The organism is Vibrio sp. VPAP30, from assembly GCF_001188205.1.
Taxonomy (GTDB): Bacteria; Pseudomonadota; Gammaproteobacteria; order Enterobacterales; family Vibrionaceae; genus Vibrio; species Vibrio bivalvicida.
The window spans coordinates 337,678-357,536 of sequence record NZ_LBLS01000016.1 but is presented as its reverse complement, the minus strand read 5'-3'; the positions used below and the strand labels follow the sequence as shown (position 1 = coordinate 357,536).

At 46.4% G+C, this 19,859-nt stretch carries 12 protein-coding genes; 2 read left to right on the top strand and 10 right to left on the bottom strand.

Annotation, left to right across the window (positions count from 1 at the left end):
* Window positions 1–2: 2 nt before the first annotated feature.
* The 9 genes from ZX61_RS05805 to ZX61_RS05770 form a co-directional block, all read right to left on the bottom strand.
* Window positions 3–1,217: an ABC transporter permease gene (locus tag ZX61_RS05805; protein WP_049843752.1), complete on the bottom strand. Its 1,215-nt coding sequence runs from the start codon at window positions 1,215–1,217 to the stop codon at window positions 3–5.
* The gene (locus tag ZX61_RS05800) at window positions 1,214–2,485 is read right to left on the bottom strand and encodes a TolC family protein (protein WP_049843751.1); all 1,272 of its coding nucleotides are present in this window, start codon (window positions 2,483–2,485) and stop codon (window positions 1,214–1,216) included. The genes ZX61_RS05805 and ZX61_RS05800 overlap by 4 nt, the downstream gene beginning before the upstream one ends.
* Window positions 2,478–3,614: an efflux RND transporter periplasmic adaptor subunit gene (locus ZX61_RS05795; RefSeq protein WP_049843750.1), complete on the bottom strand. Its 1,137-nt coding sequence runs from the start codon at window positions 3,612–3,614 to the stop codon at window positions 2,478–2,480. Before ZX61_RS05795 ends, ZX61_RS05800 begins: the two co-directional genes overlap by 8 nt.
* A gap of 180 nt (window positions 3,615–3,794) precedes the next feature.
* Complete coding sequence (gene copI, locus ZX61_RS05790) at window positions 3,795–4,331, bottom strand: copper-resistant cuproprotein CopI (protein ID WP_049843749.1); 537 nt, start codon at window positions 4,329–4,331, stop codon at window positions 3,795–3,797.
* 62 nt (window positions 4,332–4,393) lie between these two features.
* Window positions 4,394–7,549, bottom strand: a complete 3,156-nt coding sequence (locus ZX61_RS05785; RefSeq protein ID WP_049843748.1) for an efflux RND transporter permease subunit — start codon at window positions 7,547–7,549, stop codon at window positions 4,394–4,396.
* A complete protein-coding gene (locus tag ZX61_RS05780; RefSeq protein ID WP_049843747.1) occupies window positions 7,546–9,258 on the bottom strand; it encodes an efflux RND transporter periplasmic adaptor subunit in 1,713 nt (570 codons plus the stop codon). Before ZX61_RS05780 ends, ZX61_RS05785 begins: the two co-directional genes overlap by 4 nt.
* 17 nt (window positions 9,259–9,275) lie before the next feature.
* Window positions 9,276–10,625, bottom strand: coding sequence for a TolC family protein (locus ZX61_RS05775; RefSeq protein ID WP_049843746.1), 1,350 nt, complete (start codon window positions 10,623–10,625; stop codon window positions 9,276–9,278).
* 87 nt (window positions 10,626–10,712) lie between these two features.
* Window positions 10,713–11,090, bottom strand: coding sequence for a hypothetical protein (locus ZX61_RS23575; RefSeq protein WP_235431294.1), 378 nt, complete (start codon window positions 11,088–11,090; stop codon window positions 10,713–10,715).
* Between the two features lie 79 nt (window positions 11,091–11,169).
* Entirely contained in the window at window positions 11,170–13,995 is a 2,826-nt protein-coding gene (locus ZX61_RS05770) for an AMP-binding protein (protein WP_049843745.1), read from the bottom strand.
* Window positions 13,996–14,268: 273 nt separating this feature from the next.
* Between ZX61_RS05770 and ZX61_RS05765 the strand changes: the two genes are divergently transcribed.
* Window positions 14,269–15,033 carry a substrate-binding periplasmic protein gene (locus ZX61_RS05765; protein ID WP_049843744.1) on the top strand — a complete coding sequence of 255 codons (765 nt, stop codon included), beginning with the start codon at window positions 14,269–14,271 and terminating at the stop codon, window positions 15,031–15,033.
* 43 nt (window positions 15,034–15,076) lie between these two features.
* Here ZX61_RS05765 and ZX61_RS05760 read toward each other — a convergent pair whose 3' ends face one another.
* Window positions 15,077–17,242 (bottom strand): S9 family peptidase, encoded by a 2,166-nt coding sequence (locus tag ZX61_RS05760; protein ID WP_049843743.1) that lies wholly within the window; start codon window positions 17,240–17,242, stop codon window positions 15,077–15,079.
* Between the two features lie 659 nt (window positions 17,243–17,901).
* On the opposite strand from ZX61_RS05760, the gene ZX61_RS05755 reads away from it, so the two are divergent.
* Window positions 17,902–19,857, top strand: coding sequence for a chitin-binding protein (locus ZX61_RS05755; protein ID WP_049843742.1), 1,956 nt, complete (start codon window positions 17,902–17,904; stop codon window positions 19,855–19,857).
* Window positions 19,858–19,859 lie beyond the last annotated feature (2 nt).

The window sequence follows — 19,859 nt, the reverse complement described above, 5'->3', positions numbered from 1 at the left end:
CTTTAAGCCCTCGCACTCAATGCTATAACCGGAGTCAAACGCGACGCACGTCTTGCCGGAAAGTAAGAAGCGAGCAGGGCTAAAACAAGCGTCACCAATAGCGACCAAGCAATCGAATCTGGCGTAATTACAGGCGAGCCAAGCCAATCAGGTAAAGTCACTGTACTTAGCAAAGAAACAAGCGCGTAAGAGATGGTTAACCCCAGCCCTGTCCCAACGGCAACTAAGATTAACCCTTCGAGAATGAACTGGCCCAATATCGATTGTTGGGTTGCACCAATCGCCAATCGAACCCCTATCTCGCGCGTTCTTTCTGTCACAGATAAGAACATAATGTTTGCCACACCTAATGCACCAACGGCCATCGTCATTGCGCCACTCGCACCAAGAAAAATCTGAATACCGCGGAATATCCCGGTAATTAGCGCACCACCCTCACTTAAGTCGGGCAGGTCAATCGCCTCTTTATCACTCGGATCAAAATGCAGTTGCTTGGCGAAGAAGGTAACCAGACTCTGCCTGAATGACGCGCTGTCCATCTTATCAACTGGTTTCAGTAATAACATCCAAGGTTTTGCGTCCCACAGATCGAGATAAGTGGTTTGCGGAACAAACACTTTGCGGCTATCGCCAAATGAAATTCCCGAATCTTCGTCCTTAATAACGCCAATGACCAAGAAAGGAATACCGTTGACTTTGACCTGTTCACCAACCTTAATACTACCCATCTTGGCAATTTGATCGCCAAGAACAGCAACTCGAGTATGATTGATGACATCACTCGGCGAAATGTTTCGCGAGCCAGATTCAAGCTTGCGTTGCATTAAGGAAAAGTAAGAGGGATCTATCCCACTAACGAAGCCAGACAACTTTTGTCCTTTTATGTTGGTCACACTGGCGTCCCATTTCGCGTACACCGTCGACGCTTGCGCGACAAAACCCGACTGTTTGAGCATATCGACTTTGTCTTGCTCAATAGTGATTTTCCGTCTTGGGGGCATACCATGCCATGCTTTACTGGTACTTGAAGGGAAAGCGATTTGCACATTGTTAACCATAAACGATAGCGACTGAACTTGATGGCGATAGAAGCCTTCACCGAGCGCAATCAGCACAACCACGGAAATAACGCCCCATGCAATGGCAATGATCGCTAAAATGCTTTTTAGCCTATGTGCCATCAAGGTTTGCCACGTTTGCTGTAACAAACTACTCATGAATCAAAAGCCTGAGAAATCAAAGTCATGATACTGTCATCTAACTTGCCAGCGGTTTGTAGTAGTCCGATTCTTTGACGCCAATAATTATACAGGTTGGTTTGCAGACTGTTTTTGGCTTCGAATAAACTGTTATGAGCATTGATCACTTCAGAAACTTCCAGAAGGCCTGCGTCGTAGAGCTTCTCTTTACTGCCCAGTACCTTAGCTCGTGATTCAACCAATTCATCCGCCATCAATACCTGACTCCAGTTGATATCAACCTGAGTAAAGCGTTGGATGATGCGTTTCTGGATATCTATTTCTACCCGGCGCAAATCTTGTTTAGCACTTAAGATATTAAGCGATGCTTCATCGACCTTAGCGCGAGTCGCACCATTGAGATCAATGGGCACACTTAGTGTAACACCTGCGTTAAATTCACCGCTCGATCGCCTATCGTCATCGCTGTAACCTAGCTTGCCTTTCACTGTAGGGTAGTAACCACCTTGTGCAGAATCTTTGGCAAACTCAGTCGCTTTAACGTTTTGCATGGCAACCAACAGCTCAGGGCTGCTGTCTTTGGCTAATTTGAGCCACTGTTCTTGAGATTCGACTAGCATTGGAGGCTGAACAAGCGAATCTGTACGGATTTGGTCCACCTCTTCAGGCACCTGATTGATCAGTGCGGCAAGCTCTGCTTTTTTGCTTTGCAGCTGAGCTTGAGCCTTGAGAATCGCGGCTTTTTCCGAGACTTGGGTCGCTCTAATTTCTTCCACATCAATGGATTTCACTTTGCCCGCTTTGTATCTTGTCTCAATGATCTTGAGTAGCTTAGCACCTTCTTCTAGCTTGTTTTGCGCCAATACAAGGTCACCTTGAGCACTGGCCATATCGAGATAACTAGAAAGTAGCTTTTGCGCCAATTCATTGTGTGTTTGAGACAGCTCTAATTGGGCTTTTAGTAGGTTTGCTTCTGCTTGGTCTAAATCTGACCACAAGCTGCTATCCCAAATCGTTTGGGAAAGGTTGGCGCTGTAGCTGTTGGTATTGTGTGTAGTTTCGTTCCAATTAGCAGAAGCATCAGCACTTAATGAGGGCAGTAGCGAACTGCGGCTTGAAGAAATACCGGTTTCACCTAGCTGAACACCTATCTTGGCTTTTGCATAATTAGGATCGCTCTGTTTCGCTTGTTGCCATGCCTGCTCGATAGATACCGCATAGCTTGGCAAGCTGAGCATTGTTGCCAGTAACACAACGCTAATTTTAGATAGGTGCAACTTAGCCATGGGCAGCTCCCATCATCATGCTGTTATCAATAATCTCTTCATCAAGCTCGACCCCTTCTAACACTTCGACATTGATTCCGTCTGATAAGCCAAGTTTTACTGGTTGTTTGTGGAACCCTTGCTCTGACCCATCAGGAAGCAACACATTCGGAGTATCACCATCAAACTGGAGCACACGCTCGGGTAATGTCAGCACATTTTCCGACGCCTTCAATGTAATTTGTGCCGTAGAAGAGAAACCAGAACGCAGCAAAATTTCCTGAGGAATTTTCAGCCCACCCACTTCGACCCCAAAGCCATTATCAAAACTCTTTGCTGTGGAGTTCGCGTCAGGAGAGTTCAGGTTTTCTGACTGAATCGCGACTTTAGTCAATACACCTTCGATTTCAACCTCAGGGTATGGGGCAACGGTAAGAAGTACGGGCATCCCTGGCGATAACTGAGCAGCATCATGCTCACTGACACTGCCTTTAAAGATCAGACTATTCATATCAGCTAAAGACATCATCTCGGTCGCAGCTTGGCTAGATTCAGTTGAAATAATTGGCTCACCGACTTCAACTTTTCGATTAAGGACTGTGCCGTCGATTGGGGCATAAATTGTCGAGGTTAAGCGTGCATCACCAATAGAAGCTTCACCACTTCGGATCAGTTCAAGGTTCTGACGTTTTTGCAGCACATTTGCTTGCGCAGATTTGACCGTAGATCGTGCGCTAACATAATCGTCGTAGTTACTTGGAATAATCTCTTGCTTAACCAAGCTCTCTAAGTTGGCGAGTTTTTGCTTCGCCGACTCAAGATCGGCTTCGCTACGCATTAATTCAGTTGAGGCATCTGTTAGGGCTTTGGGCGTTGGATTTGGGCGTACTTTGATTAAAGGCTGGCCCTGTTTTACTTTCTCACCCACCTGTGCGTATATTTCTCCAACAATTCCATCGATTTGAGACTTAATCGATACCGAGTGCGCAGGGACAATTTTACCCACTGCCACGGCCTGTTTTTCGATGGTGCCCTTTGCCACTGCAATAGTGGCAAAAGACTCTGGTTCAGCAGACGAATGCAGATATAAGTACGCGCCACTGCCTAGTAGTGCGATTCCCACAGTGGATATAAGCCAACGTTTAGCCATGTTTTACTTCCAATTATTGTTATGCGTAGCCATATGACTACCTCAAGATTATAAAGTTCCGGTGATAATACCGTATACAAAATGAAATAATACATATGAAGTTTGTATGAGTTTGTCGTGCTAAGTTGACAATAAAAAACGGCCAATTGGAATTGGCCGTTTTTTACGAAGCTATTGGGTCTATAAGGTGGCGCTTTTTACCATGCCAGCTTCAGCGTGGCCCGGAATGTTGCAGGCAAATTCCACCTTATTGTCACCATGGAAATGCCACTGTAACTGTTTGGCTTTTCCCGGTTCTACGGTCACCGTGCTGCCAGAATCATGGGCATGACCTGCCATCGTTTTCATCATCTCACGGTGTTTGAGCTGCTCTTTTGCTGAACCAATTGAAAACTCATGATCTATCTTGCCTGTATTCATCACCACAAACTGGACCACATCATTAGGCTCAATCTTGACCTCTTTCTTAAAACGAATGGTCATATCATCGCTGAGAACAACGTGGACGACCTTGTCAGGTTTAGCACCTGTCGCAGGCATACCAACGTCTGACATGCCTTCCATATTCATCATGTTTGAATGATCCATGTTGGAGTGATCCATTGCCATCATCTGACTATGATCCATATCTCCATGATTCATCATCGAATGGTCCATCTGAGCGAAAGCGTATGAACTTGCCAAGGTTGCTGTGATCAATGCGAATGTCTTTTTCATCTTTTATATCCTTACGATTAGGTTGTAGGCAGCAACAATGACATTGCCACCTACGATTGAAGTTATTGGTTTGGAAGTTGTTGTTTGGAAGAAGATGGCTTTGAAAGCTCTCTTTGCTTCCAGAGCTTAAAGATGGCGGGCAGCACCAGCAGAGTCAGCAGTAGCGCTGACGCCATGCCGCCAATCATTGGCGCTGCGATACGCTGCATGACTTCAGAGCCAGTTCCGTCGCCGTACATTATTGGCACCAAACCTATGATGACTGTCAGTACTGTCATCATCACCGGACGAACCCTAAGTCCAGCGCCTTCACGAATGGCGTCCATCAAATCGCTTTTGTGTAACAACTGCTGGTTTTGCGCGGCATCGAGTTTACGTTGGTGCCAAGCTTGATTGAGGTAAACCAGCATGATGACGCCTATCTCTACCGCAACCCCAGCAAGAGCAATAAAGCCCACACCGACCGCGATAGAAAAGTTGAAACCTAGGTAGTGCATTAGCCAGAGTCCACCCACCATCGCCAGTGGCAGAGTACACATGATGACCAACACTTCTCCTACTCGGCGGAAGCTGAAGTAGAGCAGCAACATAATGATGGCAATGGTGATTGGCACCACTACGCTCAAGCGCTGCTTAGCACGTTCCATATACTCATACTGACCAGACCAAGTGAGCGAGTAACCCGCAGGTAGCTGGAGTTGCTCACTGACGATGGCCTGTGCTTCGTTAACGTAAGAGCCTAAATCTCGACCATCAATATCAACAAACACCCAGCCGTTTGGGCGGGCATTCTCGGTTTTGATCATAGGAGGGCCATCTTCATAACGAATGTCAGCCACATCCGCCAACGCGATACGCGCACCATTAGGTGTCACTAGTGGGAGGTTTTGCAGTTTCACCACCGAATCACGGTAGTCCTGTGGGTAACGAACATTGATTGGGTAGCGCTCTAACCCTTCAATTGTCTCGCCGACATTCATTCCGCCAATGGCCGTCGAGATAACTTGCTGTACATCCTGAATATTGAGTCCATAACGAGCGGCAGAACGACGCTTAATATCAATTGTCACGTAACGGCCGCCTGCTACCCGCTCAGCGTAGACCGACGCCGTTCCATTGACTTGATTTAGAAGTGGTTCAAGCTCACCACCAATTTGCTCAATCACCTTAAGGTCTGGCCCGGCGATCTTGATACCTATTGGTGTCTTGATCCCCGTCGCTAACATGTCGATACGCGTTTTAATCGGCATGACCCATGCGTTGGTTAAACCAGGAAATTGAACCAGTTGATCAAACTCTTTACGTAATGACTCCGTTGTTACCCCTTCTCGCCATTGCGCTTTGGGTTTAAGTTGAATCACAGTCTCGATCATGGTTAACGGCGCCGGGTCAGTGGCAGTTTCTGCCCGACCAATCTTGCCCCATACCGTCTCAACCTCAGGTACAGACTTAATTAACTTGTTGGTCTGTTGTAATAGCTCGCGCGCTTTACCAATAGAGATCCCCGGATAGGTGGTCGGCATATACATCAAGTCACCTTCATCTAGAGGCGGAATGAATTCACTGCCGAGTTTGCTCATTGGATAGTAAGCAGAGGCAAGCAGACCTAATGCCAATACAATCATAGCTTTAGGATAAGTTAAGCTTAAATTGAGTAGCGGACGATAAAGCGCAATGAGCGCCTTGTTTACTGGGTTTTTGCTCTCTGGCAGCACTTTGCCACGAATGAAATAGCCCATCAGAACAGGCACGAGCGTAATCGCTAAACCTGCTGAAGCCGCCATCGCGTAGGTTTTGGTGAACGCAAGTGGTGAGAACATCTTGCCTTCTTGGCCTTCTAGCGCAAACACGGGAACAAAGCTCAAGGTAATGATCAACAGCGAGAAGAACAGCGGTGCCCCCACCTCTTGCGCAGCCTTACCTATCACTTCCCATCGGTTGTTGTCATTGAGAGGCGTACGTTCGATGTGTTTATGAACATTTTCGATCATCACTATCGCCCCATCGACCATTGCGCCGATCGCAATCGCAATGCCGCCCAACGACATGATGTTGGCATTAATGCCCTGCCAATGCATAACAATGAAGGCAGACAAAATCCCCACAGGCAAGCTCAGCGCAATCACCAATGAAGAGCGGATATGGAACAGGAACAAGGCGCAAACAATCGCCACCACGATGAACTCTTCTGCCAGTTTTTTCCATAAGTTCTCTACCGCTGAATCAATCAATGTTGAGCGGTCATAGGTCGCTTTAATCTCAACACCAGAAGGGAGACTTCTCTGCAGGTCTGCTAGTTTAGCTTTGACGTTAGTGATCACTTCACTGGCGTTTTCACCAAATCGCATCACGATCACGCCACCAACCGCTTCACCTTCACCATTAAACTCTGAGATACCTCGGCGCATTTGTGGGCCTAGATTAATATCTGCAATATCACCGAGTAACAAAGGCGTTCCTTTGTCTGTCACTTTAAGTGGTAAGGATTGAATATCTTCAACACTCGATAGGTAACCTGTGGTACGTACCATGTGTTCCGCTTCCGCCACCTCGATGACTGACGCGCCCGTTTCTTGGTTACCTTGCTGAATGGCCTTGTTGACTTGTTGTAACGTCAGGTTGTAAGCGCGTAGTTTGGCCGGATCAATTTGTACTTGATACTGTTTGACCATACCGCCAACAGTCGCTACCTCAGACACACCATCAACGGTTTGTAACTCATATTTCAAAAACCAATCTTGCAGCGAACGTAACTCAGCCAGATCGTGTTGACCTGTTTTGTCTTGCAACACATAGCTGTATACCCAACCGACCCCTGTGGCATCAGGCCCGAGCGTGGGTTTCGCCCCCGAAGGAAGGTTGGGCGCCACCTGACTTAGATACTCAAGTACGCGTGAACGCGCCCAATACATATCCGTATCATCGTTAAAAATGATATAGACGTATGAGTCGCCAAAGAATGAATAACCCCGCACCGTTTCTGCACCGGGTACCGCGAGCATAGCAGTGGTCAACGGGTAGGTGACTTGGTCTTCAACGACTTGAGGCGCTTGACCTGGGTAGCTAGTCTTGATGATCACCTGAACATCGGAAAGATCGGGGATAGCGTCCACCGGGGTATTTTTCAGGCTATAAAGACCGCCCAAGGTTAAAGCTAAAGTCGCAATCAGTACTAAGAAACGATTACTGATCGACCATCGAATAATCGCACTAATCATACTGGCTCCTCACTCACTGTGATTTGCTTAAGTAGGTAATCCGCCCCTTGCTTTTCAACTAGAAACCGAACTTTCTGACCTTCCTTAAACCCGGATAAATCCACATCATCACCCACCGAGAAGTTCATCTCTCCGGCCTGCCAATTCCATTCCGCGACCGGTAGATGTTGTAAGGTAATCATGCCGAAGTCCACCATCAACATGGTGATATCTCCGCTTAACCACACCTCATTGGCGACAACACTGTCACCGACTCGGTAATCAACAATTTGATACTGACCTTCTGGCGTCTTTTGCATCTCAAACTCTATGGCTTGACCTGATTTTAGCTCTTGCATGTTCAGCTGCTCAGCCACGGTAAAGTTCATCACCATACCCGGCCACTGCCACTCTGGAACGGCCTGATGATTGATAGTCAGCATTCGATGCCCTGCCATTACATCAGTAATTTCACCTTGAGCCCAGACGGTCTCAACAGGCGGTTCAGTGCCATTAATTCGAGATAGATCGGCAGATTGGCTCGATTCAGAATCCAACATAAAGTGCGCCGACGTCACGACACTTTCGCCTAGGGTGAGTCCTTCAAGTACCTCGACACTCTCGCCTGCTTCTCGACCAACATTGATGCGCGCAGAACGATACTTTCCGTCGCCTTCTGCAAGCACTACACGCGTCATGCCTCCTGAACGAATCACGGCAGATCTAGGGATGGTTAATACTGACTCTTCAGTAACGGGCTGCAGAGCAATATTGGCAAACATATTCGGTTTGAGTTCACCATTAGGGTTGGGGAATTTCAGCCGTACCCGCAAAGTTCGCGTGCTCGGGTCAAGGATGGGATAGACATAGTCCACTTCCCCTTGCCATTGACCATCGGGGATCGCGTCAAGTGTCATCGTGGCGATACTGCCTGCTTGCATCCAATGCGCTTGGCGCTCAAAGACTTCCGCATCAACCCAGACTTCTTCCAGCGGGCCTGCGCTGATCACGGCTTGTGCTGGAGATAAGTACCCCCCTTCGCGAATGTTCAAGCTAGCGATTACACCATCCGCTGGCGCTTTAATCTCGATAGACTGAGACGCTTTACCGCGCTTCTTGATTGCTTTGATTTGCGCACGGTCGACCCCTAGCGTGACTAAGCGTTCAGTCGCCCCTTTGACGAGTCCACTTCGACCTGTTCGATAGGCGTTGAGTAACTCTTCTTGCGCTTTAATTAGCTCTGGAGAGTAGAGCGTAAATAGCACTTCACCCTTAGCGACTTTTTCTCCTACCGCATTGATATTGAGCTTTTCAACCCAGCCGGCAACACGCACATTGGTTTGCCATAAACGACTTTCATCAAATGCAACATAGCCTACGGTTTCAATCCTTGGTGACAAACGCTGCTTCTCAACAACCGCAGTTTTCACTCCGAGGTTGTTTTCAACCGATGGATCTATCGTCACTGTACCCGGTTTGTTGGCGTCTGAAGCTAAATCCTCGGCATAGACAGGGATAAGGTCCATGCCCATCGGCGATTTACCCGGTTTATCGCGTTGGTAATTTGGATCCATCGGTGCCACCCAATACAAGGGCTCGTTTGAGTCTTTACTTGGAGCCGCAGCATCCGCTATTGTCATCAGCGAGTGACTAAGTAAAAACTGACTTACACCGAAGCCAATGCCACTACCAATCAATAGTGCGATCGTCGCTACCTTAAATGTTTTCATCATTCTTCCTTATTGTTCTACTGAGTAATTTCAGGTAGCGAGACCTGAAACTCGAAAGCGCTAAATAGCGTCGCTAAGTTACTCTTGACGATGTTTAGATCGGTCATTAAACGTTGCTGTTCTAATTGCAAGGCAAGGTCATCTCTCGTGGCGGCTATCACGTCGCTAAACTGCGCTGTGTTGTTTTGATAGCCACGTTCGACGGCGAGAATTCTTGCTCGCGCTTGTGGTAGTAAGGTGGTTTGGTAACGTTCAAGTCGTTGATTTAGGTTACGTTCATCAACAAGTAACGCGTTCGCTTTGGCATTCATCTGCGCCAGTAAGGTATCTTTCTGAGACTTAGTCGCCCCAACTTGATACTGAGCAGCGGCTAGGTTTCTATCTTGTCGATTGCCCGTAAACAGCGGAACATCGACAGTCAGATAGGCGCTGACAAGATCAGAGGCCGGTTCACCCATCATGTTGTTTGCCTGTCGATAGGCATACATCACTTCAACACCAACTTGAGGTGTGTAGGCTTGCTCGGTGATATTGACCAGAGTTTCATTTACAGCAATCGAAGCATCGATTATCTGCACCATTGGGTGTCGTTTAAGTAACTCGAAATGGTCGGTTTGATTTGCGCTGCGCTCTAGCTTATTAGCCAGTCTACGCCAATCTAATTGATTGCTCGCTCGCAAATCACTGTGTTGATTGAGCCAGCCAATGCCTAGCCACTCAGAAAACTGTGAGATCAATCGAGTTTGCATTTGGCTGTTGGCTTGCAGTTGCTCATCAAGCTTGCTGACTTGAAGCTGGGCATTGAGTAAGTCTTGAGATTCACTCTTACCAATGGAATAGTTGGTTTGAATAAAGCCCTGTAGTTCGATGAGTAACTGTTTGTTTTCTTTCAGAATCTGCTCAGCTTGTTGCAAATAACCTAGCTCTAACCACAGCTGAGTCATCGCATTAGCGACCTCAAGCTCACGCGATTGCAATTGCAGTGTCACGCCATCCGCTTGTTGGCTGGCTTTCTTACGTTGCAGTTCGAGTGTCGACCCCCGTTCGAACTGCTGCATCAAACCGACCGAGATGTTGGTCATTGGGTCTTCATCAAACTCAAAGCTTTCGGTAGGCAGGCCGCCAAACCCCACTTTCAGTTTCGGGTCCATTAAGGTTGAGTTAGCGATACCCGTTTCCCTCATTGCGAGTGATTGGGCATAGAGCTGCTTGCGATTGGTATCATTATTTAGCGCAGTATCAATCATCTGCGCCAGTAAATCGCGAGGTGGCTGCGTTGCTATATCGGCTTCAGCCAATGCAGCAGTTGGTGCAAACCACAAAGCCGCACTTAGCGTAAGTGCCAGACAAGTTGGTTTAGTCTTCACGTAGTAATCCGTTTCTATGTGCCTAAAAAGGCATAAAGGCGCCTCTTCACGAACAAATCGCAAAGAGATGAAGTAATAGAAAACGAGTTACGCTATTGGGGGGCGATACAAGGAGGACGTTTGGTTGATCGGCACGCTTCTATCGTCACGGACAATAAGAGCAAGATGACTAGAAGTCGAGTGGACTGGCTGATAGTGATTAAGCAGGGCAAAGACTGTCATACACATCACATCGCAGCACATGTGCTGACTGGGTTCGGACTCACACTCCTCCGTCATCATCGGGGAATGTTCTTCTAGATTGGATTTCATCGGCATATTGCATGCGCTTTGAGAGTGATGCATTGAGCTTGCGTCCATCATTTCAAAGCTCATTAAAGGCGCGCTGCTAGATAGCGTCGAGAACAGCATCGAAAACATGCTGATCGCAACAATCCAAATTTTTTGGCTGACTCTGAACGTCATAACGCACCTAATAATGAACAATCCCATTTATGCTAAACCTTACCCTAGGGATAAGGTCAAGCCATCAAACATATTTGTCTTAAGACAAATCGGGTTCTCCGCTAAGGCGAAGGATTTCTGCTCTTGCCTGATCCCTTAGCGCTACCGCTGCATTCCAATCACGACCTTGGGCGAATAAAGGAGGACTAAAGGTCACACTGATGTTCCCACGGCGTGGAAACAGAGAGTCGCCTCTGAGCTTTGAACGAGTACCACGTAGTGTCACTGGAATCACGGGTAGTTTTGCTTGAGCGGCTGCGGTAAACGCCCCCATATGGAACTCATGTAAGCCCGCCATCCGATAGAAAGTACCCTCAGGAAATAGAAATAGTGGTTGACTACTTTTCGCTACCCCCGCAAGTTTTTCGGCATCAGCTAACCCTTGTTGTACATCGAAACGTTCTACAAATTCAGTATCTAATCGACTCAGGAAAAGACGTGCAAATGGATTGTTTAGCAATTCAGCTTTCGCAACAAAGTGGCAATGAATCGGCATAGATGCCATAAGAGCAACACCATCAAGATAACTGGCGTGATTACCCACTAACACGCAGTGAGAGTCTTTGCTTGGCAAGTTCTCTTGCCCTGTGACAGTCAACTTGGTTCTCGTCAACCATATCAGGGCACGCGCACCGAACTGAGTCACAGACCAGCACCATTGTTGCCTTGGTGCGAGTACGACTGAACACCAAATTAAAGGCGTTAGGATCAGCATTATCAACCACATATAGCCAGCGTAGCCGAGATCTGAAATGGTGCGCCAATGACGTCTAAACTGAGGTTTAATGCCCGCTGCCATTAATCTCAGTGTTTGCCACCAAACCGCTCGATGACGAATACTCAATTTATCTTGTTCATACATTTCCTTACATGCCGACCGACGAATTTTGCCACTTGATGTTTTCGGAATGGTATGTGGAGGAGTGATCAACACATCATCCGTTGGATGACCAAGAAGGTCTACCGCGAGATGATTGATCTGCTCCGTGATTTTTTTCTGCTTTGAAACGTCGCAAATTCGTGACTCGGCAAGTACGATTAGGCGCTCTGTACCCGACTCCTTATCATGACCAGCAAATACCGCAACACACCCTTTTCGAACCCCGACGATAGTGCCCACAGCCTCTTCTAGCTCATTTGGGTATATATTGCGACCAGCGCGAATAATGATGTCTTTGTTGCGACCAGTAATAAATAGCTCACCATCAATGGTGAAAGCTCGATCACCCGTTTTAAGCCATTCGCCATGATAAAGCAGTTTAGTTTTGTCTGGTTCACGATAATACCCCTGGGTAGCAGAAGGCCCTTTAAACTCCAATTCGCCCTCTTCCCTTTCAGGCAGCTCTCGCCCTAACTCATCGACTATCCGAATTTGATGACCTGGAAGAGGCAGCCCCAGACCAACAATTTGAATCACATCGTTATCCTCTCCCTCCGCGGCAATGGCTTTACCAAAGCAGGTCAATGCCTTTCTTTGAATTCGTTCGACTTGTGGCAACCTCTGCGCCGTTGGGAAAGTCAATCCCACTGAAGATTCAGCTAAACCAAACACTGGTGACATGGTTTCTGGTCGAAATCCATACTTGGCAAACCTTTGGGTAAAACGTTCAATGGTGCTAGGGCTAACTGGCTCTGCGCCATTCCATGCAAGGCGCCAATGACTCAGATCTAGCCCTTCTAATTCACTATCATCGATTTTATTGATGCAAAGTTCGTAAGCGAAATTAGGAGCAGGAGACAAGGTTCCATGATGATGGTGTATCGCCCACAGCCATCGCTGTGGCTTAGAAAGAAACATCAAAGGTGACATGATGACTAAGGGGCTTGCATGGTAAAGGCTACCAAACCAAGCGCCAATAAGGCCCATATCATGGTACACAGGTAACCAGCTTACAAATACGTCACTTGAATCAGCTTTAACGACCTGCCCCATTGCTCGTACGTTGCTCAATAAATTGGAGTGGGTCAGCGCTACACCTTTAGGTAACCCTGTGCTGCCCGAGGTATACTGCAAAAATGCAATATCCGAGCCTTTAGCTTCACCAACACACAACTCGCTGGCGTGCTGGTCCAGTTCTGAATAAGTCACAACTGATTCTATTTCAGGTACTTGCAATCGCAACAACTGCGACAATGATTTCGCTTCTGGTACGGTGATCAACAACCTTGCTTGAGCGTTGTGCAAAATATTCGCATGACGCTTTAAATGATCTTCGATTTGCGATGCACGAGTGGGCGGATAGATAGGAACTGGAATCGCGCGGGCGTATAAGATACCAAAAAAACTAAAGAAGTACTCTTCACTCGTTGGTAGCATAATCGCCACGCACTCCCCTGGCGCTATGTCTTGTGCAACCAGTCCGGCGGCCACTTGCAAAGCTTTATTACGCAAGGTGAGATAACTGATTTCGCTTATCTGATTGTCCCCTTGATAAATGTATAAACAGGGACGCTCAGGATGCGCTTCTACTTGCCAGTCTAACATCTGTTGCAAGGTTTGCGCGTGTTCTGGTACTAAAGCAACTCGTTCAAGTTTAATCTGCTTTGCAAGCTGATGAGAAACCTTAGTACCCTCTTGGTTCAATGCCTGCAGCACCTCTCGCACTAAGTCACGTGGCGTTTCAATTGTGGCTAAAGTAGAGTCCGGCAGCACAATATCAAACCGCTTTTCACTCCGCTGAATAAGCTCGGCACGCGCCAGACTATCAAAGCCAAGATTATGGTCAAAATCACTATCTAGTTCGACGGAAGATACGGAAGACGGGTCATGGTGAAGCTCGCGAACCAACTCAGTAATCAGCGCCAAAACACTCTGCGCGGTTTGTTCTGAGTCTAGCTTTAAAGTATGGGATAAGTTAGCTGACATAACGTACATCCTAAGGCTGAATCTAGCTATCAGCGGTGTTATTGCTTGTTGAGCATGCTCAATAACACCACAATCATAGGGATATGTTTGAAGTGTAGTTAACCCACCATTAAAGCGGGCATAAAAACCGCCTGTGACCCAGTCTCTGTTTCTACTTTCTGCACAAATTTATAGTAGATACCTGTTCAAAAAAATACACCACCACACCCATAACCTATATATTGAGTGTATTGTCATCTAAATTTTTAGGTAAGGTTCGTCAAGGTATAAACAATGAGTAAACTCACACTATCAATCCTACTGTTCTCTTTCTCAATATTGTGTTCAGCTCATGCTAATGAAAGGGTGGTCAGGCTTGTCGTCGGAGACTGGGAACCATATACAAGTAGCCAAAACAACCCAAACTACAAAATTTCTGAAACACTAGTAAAGGCTGCATACGCGACACAGGGCTATGAAGTGCAAATAGATTACCACCCTTGGGCTCGTGCTTATCGTTATGCTCAAACAGATAGATACGATGGTACATTTCCTTGGTTTAAAAACAGTGAGCGCGAAGAACTGTTCTTGTTTTCAAGCCCTCTGTTCGTACAAAAAGTTGTGTTTTTCTATCACATGGATAGCCGCTTTGCCTGGCAAGACATCGCTGACCTCAACAGTTTTAGGATAGGCGCAACCCAAGAATACGAAGTCACGCGTTTAATGCAGTCAAACGGGATAGAGCTTGAAGTTTCTAACTCTGATGATGTGAATTTTATTAAGCTTGGTAAATATAGAATCGACGCCTACCCCGCAGGGCTTGAACGTGGATACTATATGATGGGTAATATCCTTCCTGCGATACAAATAAACCAGCTTAAGGTTCACCCAAAGCCTATAATTGAAAATGACATGTTTGTGATGTTTTCGAAACAAAACCTCAGCCGCAGCCAAGAACTCAAAGAAGCGCTACGTTTGGGTATTGAGCAACTCATAAAGTCGGGGGAGTATCAGAAAATTATTGATGTTGAAAAGCAAATTAGACCAGAGTTTCCATAAAAATGCCCGCACAAGGCGGGCATATCGATAACTTGGTTACATTTTACTCTTCGTTAAGCAGATCTAAGAAAAAGGCGTATTCAAGCGCGTCTTCTCGCAGACGCTTGAAGCGACCAGATGCACCACCATGACCCGCCTCCATATCTGTTTTAAACAGCAGCACATTATCATCCGTTTTCAGTTCTCGCAATTTCGCGACCCATTTCATAGGCTCAAAATACTGAACTTGAGAATCGTGCAAGCCCGTTGTCACTAACATATTCGGATAACTCTGCGTTTTGACGTTGTCGTACGGTGAGTAGCTCAGCATGTAATCGTAGTATGGCTTGTCATTCGGGTTACCCCATTCATCGTATTCATTGGTTGTCAGGGGAATAGACTCATCCAGCATGGTTGTAACCACGTCCACAAACGGGACATGGGCACCAATACCGCGATACAGATCAGGTGCTTGATTTATAACAACCCCCATTAATAAACCACCCGCAGATCCACCGACGGCAAACACTTTGTCTTTGGCACCATAACCGGCTTCCGTTAAGCCTTTAGTAACATCGATGAAGTCATTGAATGTATTTTGTTTGGTCAGTTTTTTACCGTCTTCATACCAAGGTTTTCCCAGCATTTCAGAGCCACGGATATGCGCTATCGCATAGACGAATCCGCGATCCAACAGGCTCAAACGCGCTGAACCAAAAGTAGGATCGATCGTGTGACCGTATGAGCCATAACCGTATTGATAGATAGGATTCGTGCCGTCTTTTTTGAACTTATCCTTGCGATAAACCAGCGAAACCGGCACTTTCTGCCCATCTCGAGCGGTGATCATGATACGTTCAGATTGGTAGTTATCAGCATCAAAATCACCAAGCACTGGCGTTTGCTTCATGATTTCGGATTCACCTGATTCTAGGTCGAAATCATAATACGTCCCCGGCGTAGTCAGGCTACTGTAGTAAATACGAACCTTTGAGTTGTCGAGCTCTCGGTTGCCAGTCATGTAAGCCGCAAATGCCGTGTCGTTAAAGGCTAATGGAAATTCTTTCCCCGCCGAAAGCTGACGCACCTTAACCGTGGTTAAACCGTCTTTACGCTGCTCATAAACTAAGTGGTCTTCAAACAGCGTAAAATCGACCAGTTGGGTTTTATCATCCGCGGCAATAACATCCTGCCATTTCGAGCGGTCATGCATCTGATCCTTATGCACTTTCATTAAACGAAAGTTCACAGCCTGATAATTGGTGTAGATAAAATACCAATCGTTAAGCTTAGCGATGCTGTACTCAATGCCTTCCTCTCTCGGGTAGAAAGGTTCAGCCTTGGCTTTAGGATCATTGGCGTCAATGACAGAAACCCCACTAGTCTCAGTACTTGAGTGGAAGATGTAAACTTGTTCGCCGTCTTTGCTCTTGCCTAAAGACATGTAGTACGCGCTGTCATCTTCTTGGTAAATCAGCTCATCACTGCTTTGTGGCGTTCCTAGCACATGACGATAGACTTGGTAGCCCAGTAAGGTTTGAGGATCTTTCTTGATGTAGTAGAAAGCTTGATTGTCATTTTGCCAAGCCACACCGCTCGACGCCCCCTCGACTTCATCTTTGAGATATTCGCCTGTGGTAATATCTTTGACTCTAATGGTGTAGATTCGGCGGCTTAGGGTATCTTCACCGTACGCCAGCAAATTCTCATTTGGGCTAACGTACAAGCCACCCGTACTGAAAAATTCATGCTCTTTCGCCAGCTCATTGACGTCTAAGATCACGGTCTTATCTGTCCCTGAGAAATCTTTGGCGCGCTGGTAGATAGGGTACTCATTGTCGCCAGAGACTTCGTTCGAATAGAAATAGCTCCCTTCTCTTACAGGAACTGAACTGTCATCTTTTGCAATACGCCCTTTGATCTCTTGGAATAATTTTTCCTGTAGCTGTTCAGTGTGCTTTAACACCGAATCCGTGTATTGATTTTCTTTTTCGAGATGCGCCAAGATCTCAGGATCTTTTCGCTCATCGTCGCGCATCCAGTAGTAGTTATCTATACGGCGCTCACCGTGATTGTTAAGCGCATAGGGTTCTTTCTTGGCCACAGGAGCCGGAACTTGCTGAACCGCGAGTTCTAATTGAGAAGGTTGAGCCACAGTCTGAACTCCTTGATAACTGCACCCGGCAATAAGCGCCACAGATACAGCTAATGTAGTTAAGTGAAAACGCATCTATCGATCCTTAAAAGCGTTCATTAAGCTGACTTATCCCACTCAGTGAACGCATATGTAAAACAGCCTAAATAGTGAAGCACTACTGTTATAAAACTCAGCAGTAATTCACCAATATCTTATATTTAACAAACAGTTACGCTATCAAACATACATTCAAGGTTCAAATGGTATGAACGGTTATTATGTTGAAAGTGAGCGATTACTGACAAGCTTGAATCTCACAGGTGTGGGATTTAACTCTATAGATACACATCATTTAAGTCATACATCGACCAGGTTTCTGTACCAGATCCGAGCGAAATCCATAAGTTAGCCAATAAAAACACCTCATGAGCGCAAGCCTTATTTCTAAAGGCGAACTTGTCATCTTATGGCTAACTAAAAAACCAGTGCTATATTTCAGTGTTTATAAAAATCAATTTATCTCTTTATATCAAAACCTTAGTTAATCACCCTCACATCTAATATGAACATTAATGATCATTGCAGAGAATGAATAAATAAAAATTAATAACTATTAATGATCATTAGCAAGCATTCATTTTCCTCTCGCCATAGAGTTCTAGAAAGCAACTAGGCGCATATAGGCAATTTTATCTATAGCGCAAGGAGTGCTGACAAGAAGAGTTCACAACAACTAGGCGAGAAGAAAAACTATGAAATTAAACAAGTTTGTATTGGGTATGACATTTTTGACGGGCAGTGCATGGGGTGCAGCGGATACCAATCACTGTAATCCATTAGCAAGCGATTCATGCGGTTTACCATGGCCAAGCAATCAGGCGTTTACAAAAGAGGATAGCCAGTCAGAGACTGGGGTTCGTATTAACATAAAGAATGCGGTGTTTTCCGACAGCTTTGTTCAAGAACTCCCTAAGAACTTTACCCCTAAAGATATTGTCAATGGTAAAACCGGATTCTCAGTTGCCGCTCCCGTACTATTTGAATTTCACCAACCATTTGATGTAGCAAGCCTACCTGAAGATGGTGGTAACACCATTCAGGTTTTCGATTACAGCATCGACCAAAACGTGCCTATTGCTCCTTTGTCGAGCAAGCCAGCGGACGTTAAAGCCGACGATAGCCACGTACTTTCAATCTACCCAAGAGCAAGATTTAACTATGGCAATACTCACATTGCGGTGGTCACTAACAAGCTGAAAAGTGAAAGCGGTGAGCACTTTCACCCTTCCAAAGGAGTGAAACAAGCATTGAGCCAAGATGGATCAGAGCTATCCAATTTCTACGAGCCTTACATTGAGTATCTTGAAGCTAAGGGCATCGAAAGAGAGGAGATCCTTTCTCTGACCGTTTTCACGACTGTCACCAAGGATGACGCAACAAAACAGTTCGCACCATTGAAGGAGCAAGTGCTTCAGACAGCACCAAAGGTTGAATTTGACTGGGATAACTCTGGCTATGTGCATGACAGCAATGAAGTGGTTTATTCGCTCAAGGGGCGCTTGCAGTCTCAAGACTTTCGAGACAAACATACCGGCAGAATTAGCGATAAGTCGCGTGATGTGTGGCTAGATTTTACTATCCTGTTCCCCAAAGACGCGCTATCACACTCAACCCCTATTGTTATTTATGCCCACGGGCTTAATGGCGACCAGTCAGATGCCAGTTCCGTTGCCGCGCCGGCGCTTGAAGATGGTCATGCTGTGATCGCCATTGACTGGGTGTGGCATGGCTCGAGAGCGGAAGATGACTCTGGGCACGTTGGCTCAATCATGACCCCGGAAAATGCAGCCAGCCTGCCCGGCGGTGCTGTGCAAAGTAACCTTGATATGCACACTCTCCTCAATGCAATCAACACATCTTTACAAGAGCTGGACTTCTTACCTTCTCCTGATGGTGTGCCTGACTTAGACAAAACCAAGATAACTTTCCTTGGAACATCTCTGGGCACGATTCTAGGGCACGGATTCCTCTCAACTACCTCCGGTCAAGGCTTGAATGGCGGCTTCCTACAAGTACCTGGTACAAACTTTAGCCGTATCCTTACCAACTCAGTTACTTACACTTCTAACTCAGTATCTTGGCAGGGAGTCGTACCGGAATCCGCTACGGGATCAGAAGCCTCACTTTTTTGGTCTATGATGCAGACGGAATTTGAAATCGGCGAAGGCGTTAGTTACTTGGAGGATAAGGTCACTCCAATTGGCATGGTATATGGCCTAAAAGACAGCTTTGTACCACCATACACAGGTGAAGCGCTGGTGGAATTGGGTAATCTTCCATTGATTGAACCTGTTCTTGAAACGCGCGAGCATATTGAGACCGCGCCTGACTATCGCTCTGGAGATGGAGCACTACAACTCGACGGGGATCACTTGATTTTCATGAAAGAAGAAGCCATTGAAAGCTATAAACACTGGTTACTGTCGATAACGAATACTAACCCTTTACCTCGCTACGATTACGTCTTCCCTGAAAGCTTAGTGAGTTATCAAGCCGGCACTCAGGTTCTTCAGGAAAAGGATGGCAACATTTACCAATGTCTGGATAGTCAAGCCAGCGGCTATTGTCAGCAGTGGTCAGAATCTGCCAATCAGTATGAACCGGGCGTCGGATTGTATTGGGAAATGGCGTGGAAGCTAGTTCCATAATT

Excerpts from the sequence above, each read along its gene's own strand:
- ZX61_RS05795 (WP_049843750.1), bottom strand. The coding sequence starts at position 3,614 with ATGGCTAAACGTTGGCTTATATCCACTGTGGGAATCGCACTACTAGGC.
- ZX61_RS05760 (WP_049843743.1), bottom strand. The coding sequence starts at position 17,242 with ATGCGTTTTCACTTAACTACATTAGCTGTATCTGTGGCGCTTATTGCC.
- ZX61_RS05765 (WP_049843744.1), top strand. The coding sequence starts at position 14,269 with ATGAGTAAACTCACACTATCAATCCTACTGTTCTCTTTCTCAATATTG.
- ZX61_RS23575 (WP_235431294.1), bottom strand. The coding sequence starts at position 11,090 with ATGACGTTCAGAGTCAGCCAAAAAATTTGGATTGTTGCGATCAGCATG.
- ZX61_RS05780 (WP_049843747.1), bottom strand. The coding sequence starts at position 9,258 with ATGAAAACATTTAAGGTAGCGACGATCGCACTATTGATTGGTAGTGGC.
- ZX61_RS05800 (WP_049843751.1), bottom strand. The coding sequence starts at position 2,485 with ATGGCTAAGTTGCACCTATCTAAAATTAGCGTTGTGTTACTGGCAACA.
- ZX61_RS05755 (WP_049843742.1), top strand. The coding sequence starts at position 17,902 with ATGAAATTAAACAAGTTTGTATTGGGTATGACATTTTTGACGGGCAGT.
- copI (WP_049843749.1), bottom strand. The coding sequence starts at position 4,331 with ATGAAAAAGACATTCGCATTGATCACAGCAACCTTGGCAAGTTCATAC.
- ZX61_RS05805 (WP_049843752.1), bottom strand. The coding sequence starts at position 1,217 with ATGAGTAGTTTGTTACAGCAAACGTGGCAAACCTTGATGGCACATAGG.
- ZX61_RS05770 (WP_049843745.1), bottom strand. The coding sequence starts at position 13,995 with ATGTCAGCTAACTTATCCCATACTTTAAAGCTAGACTCAGAACAAACC.
- ZX61_RS05785 (WP_049843748.1), bottom strand. The coding sequence starts at position 7,549 with ATGATTAGTGCGATTATTCGATGGTCGATCAGTAATCGTTTCTTAGTA.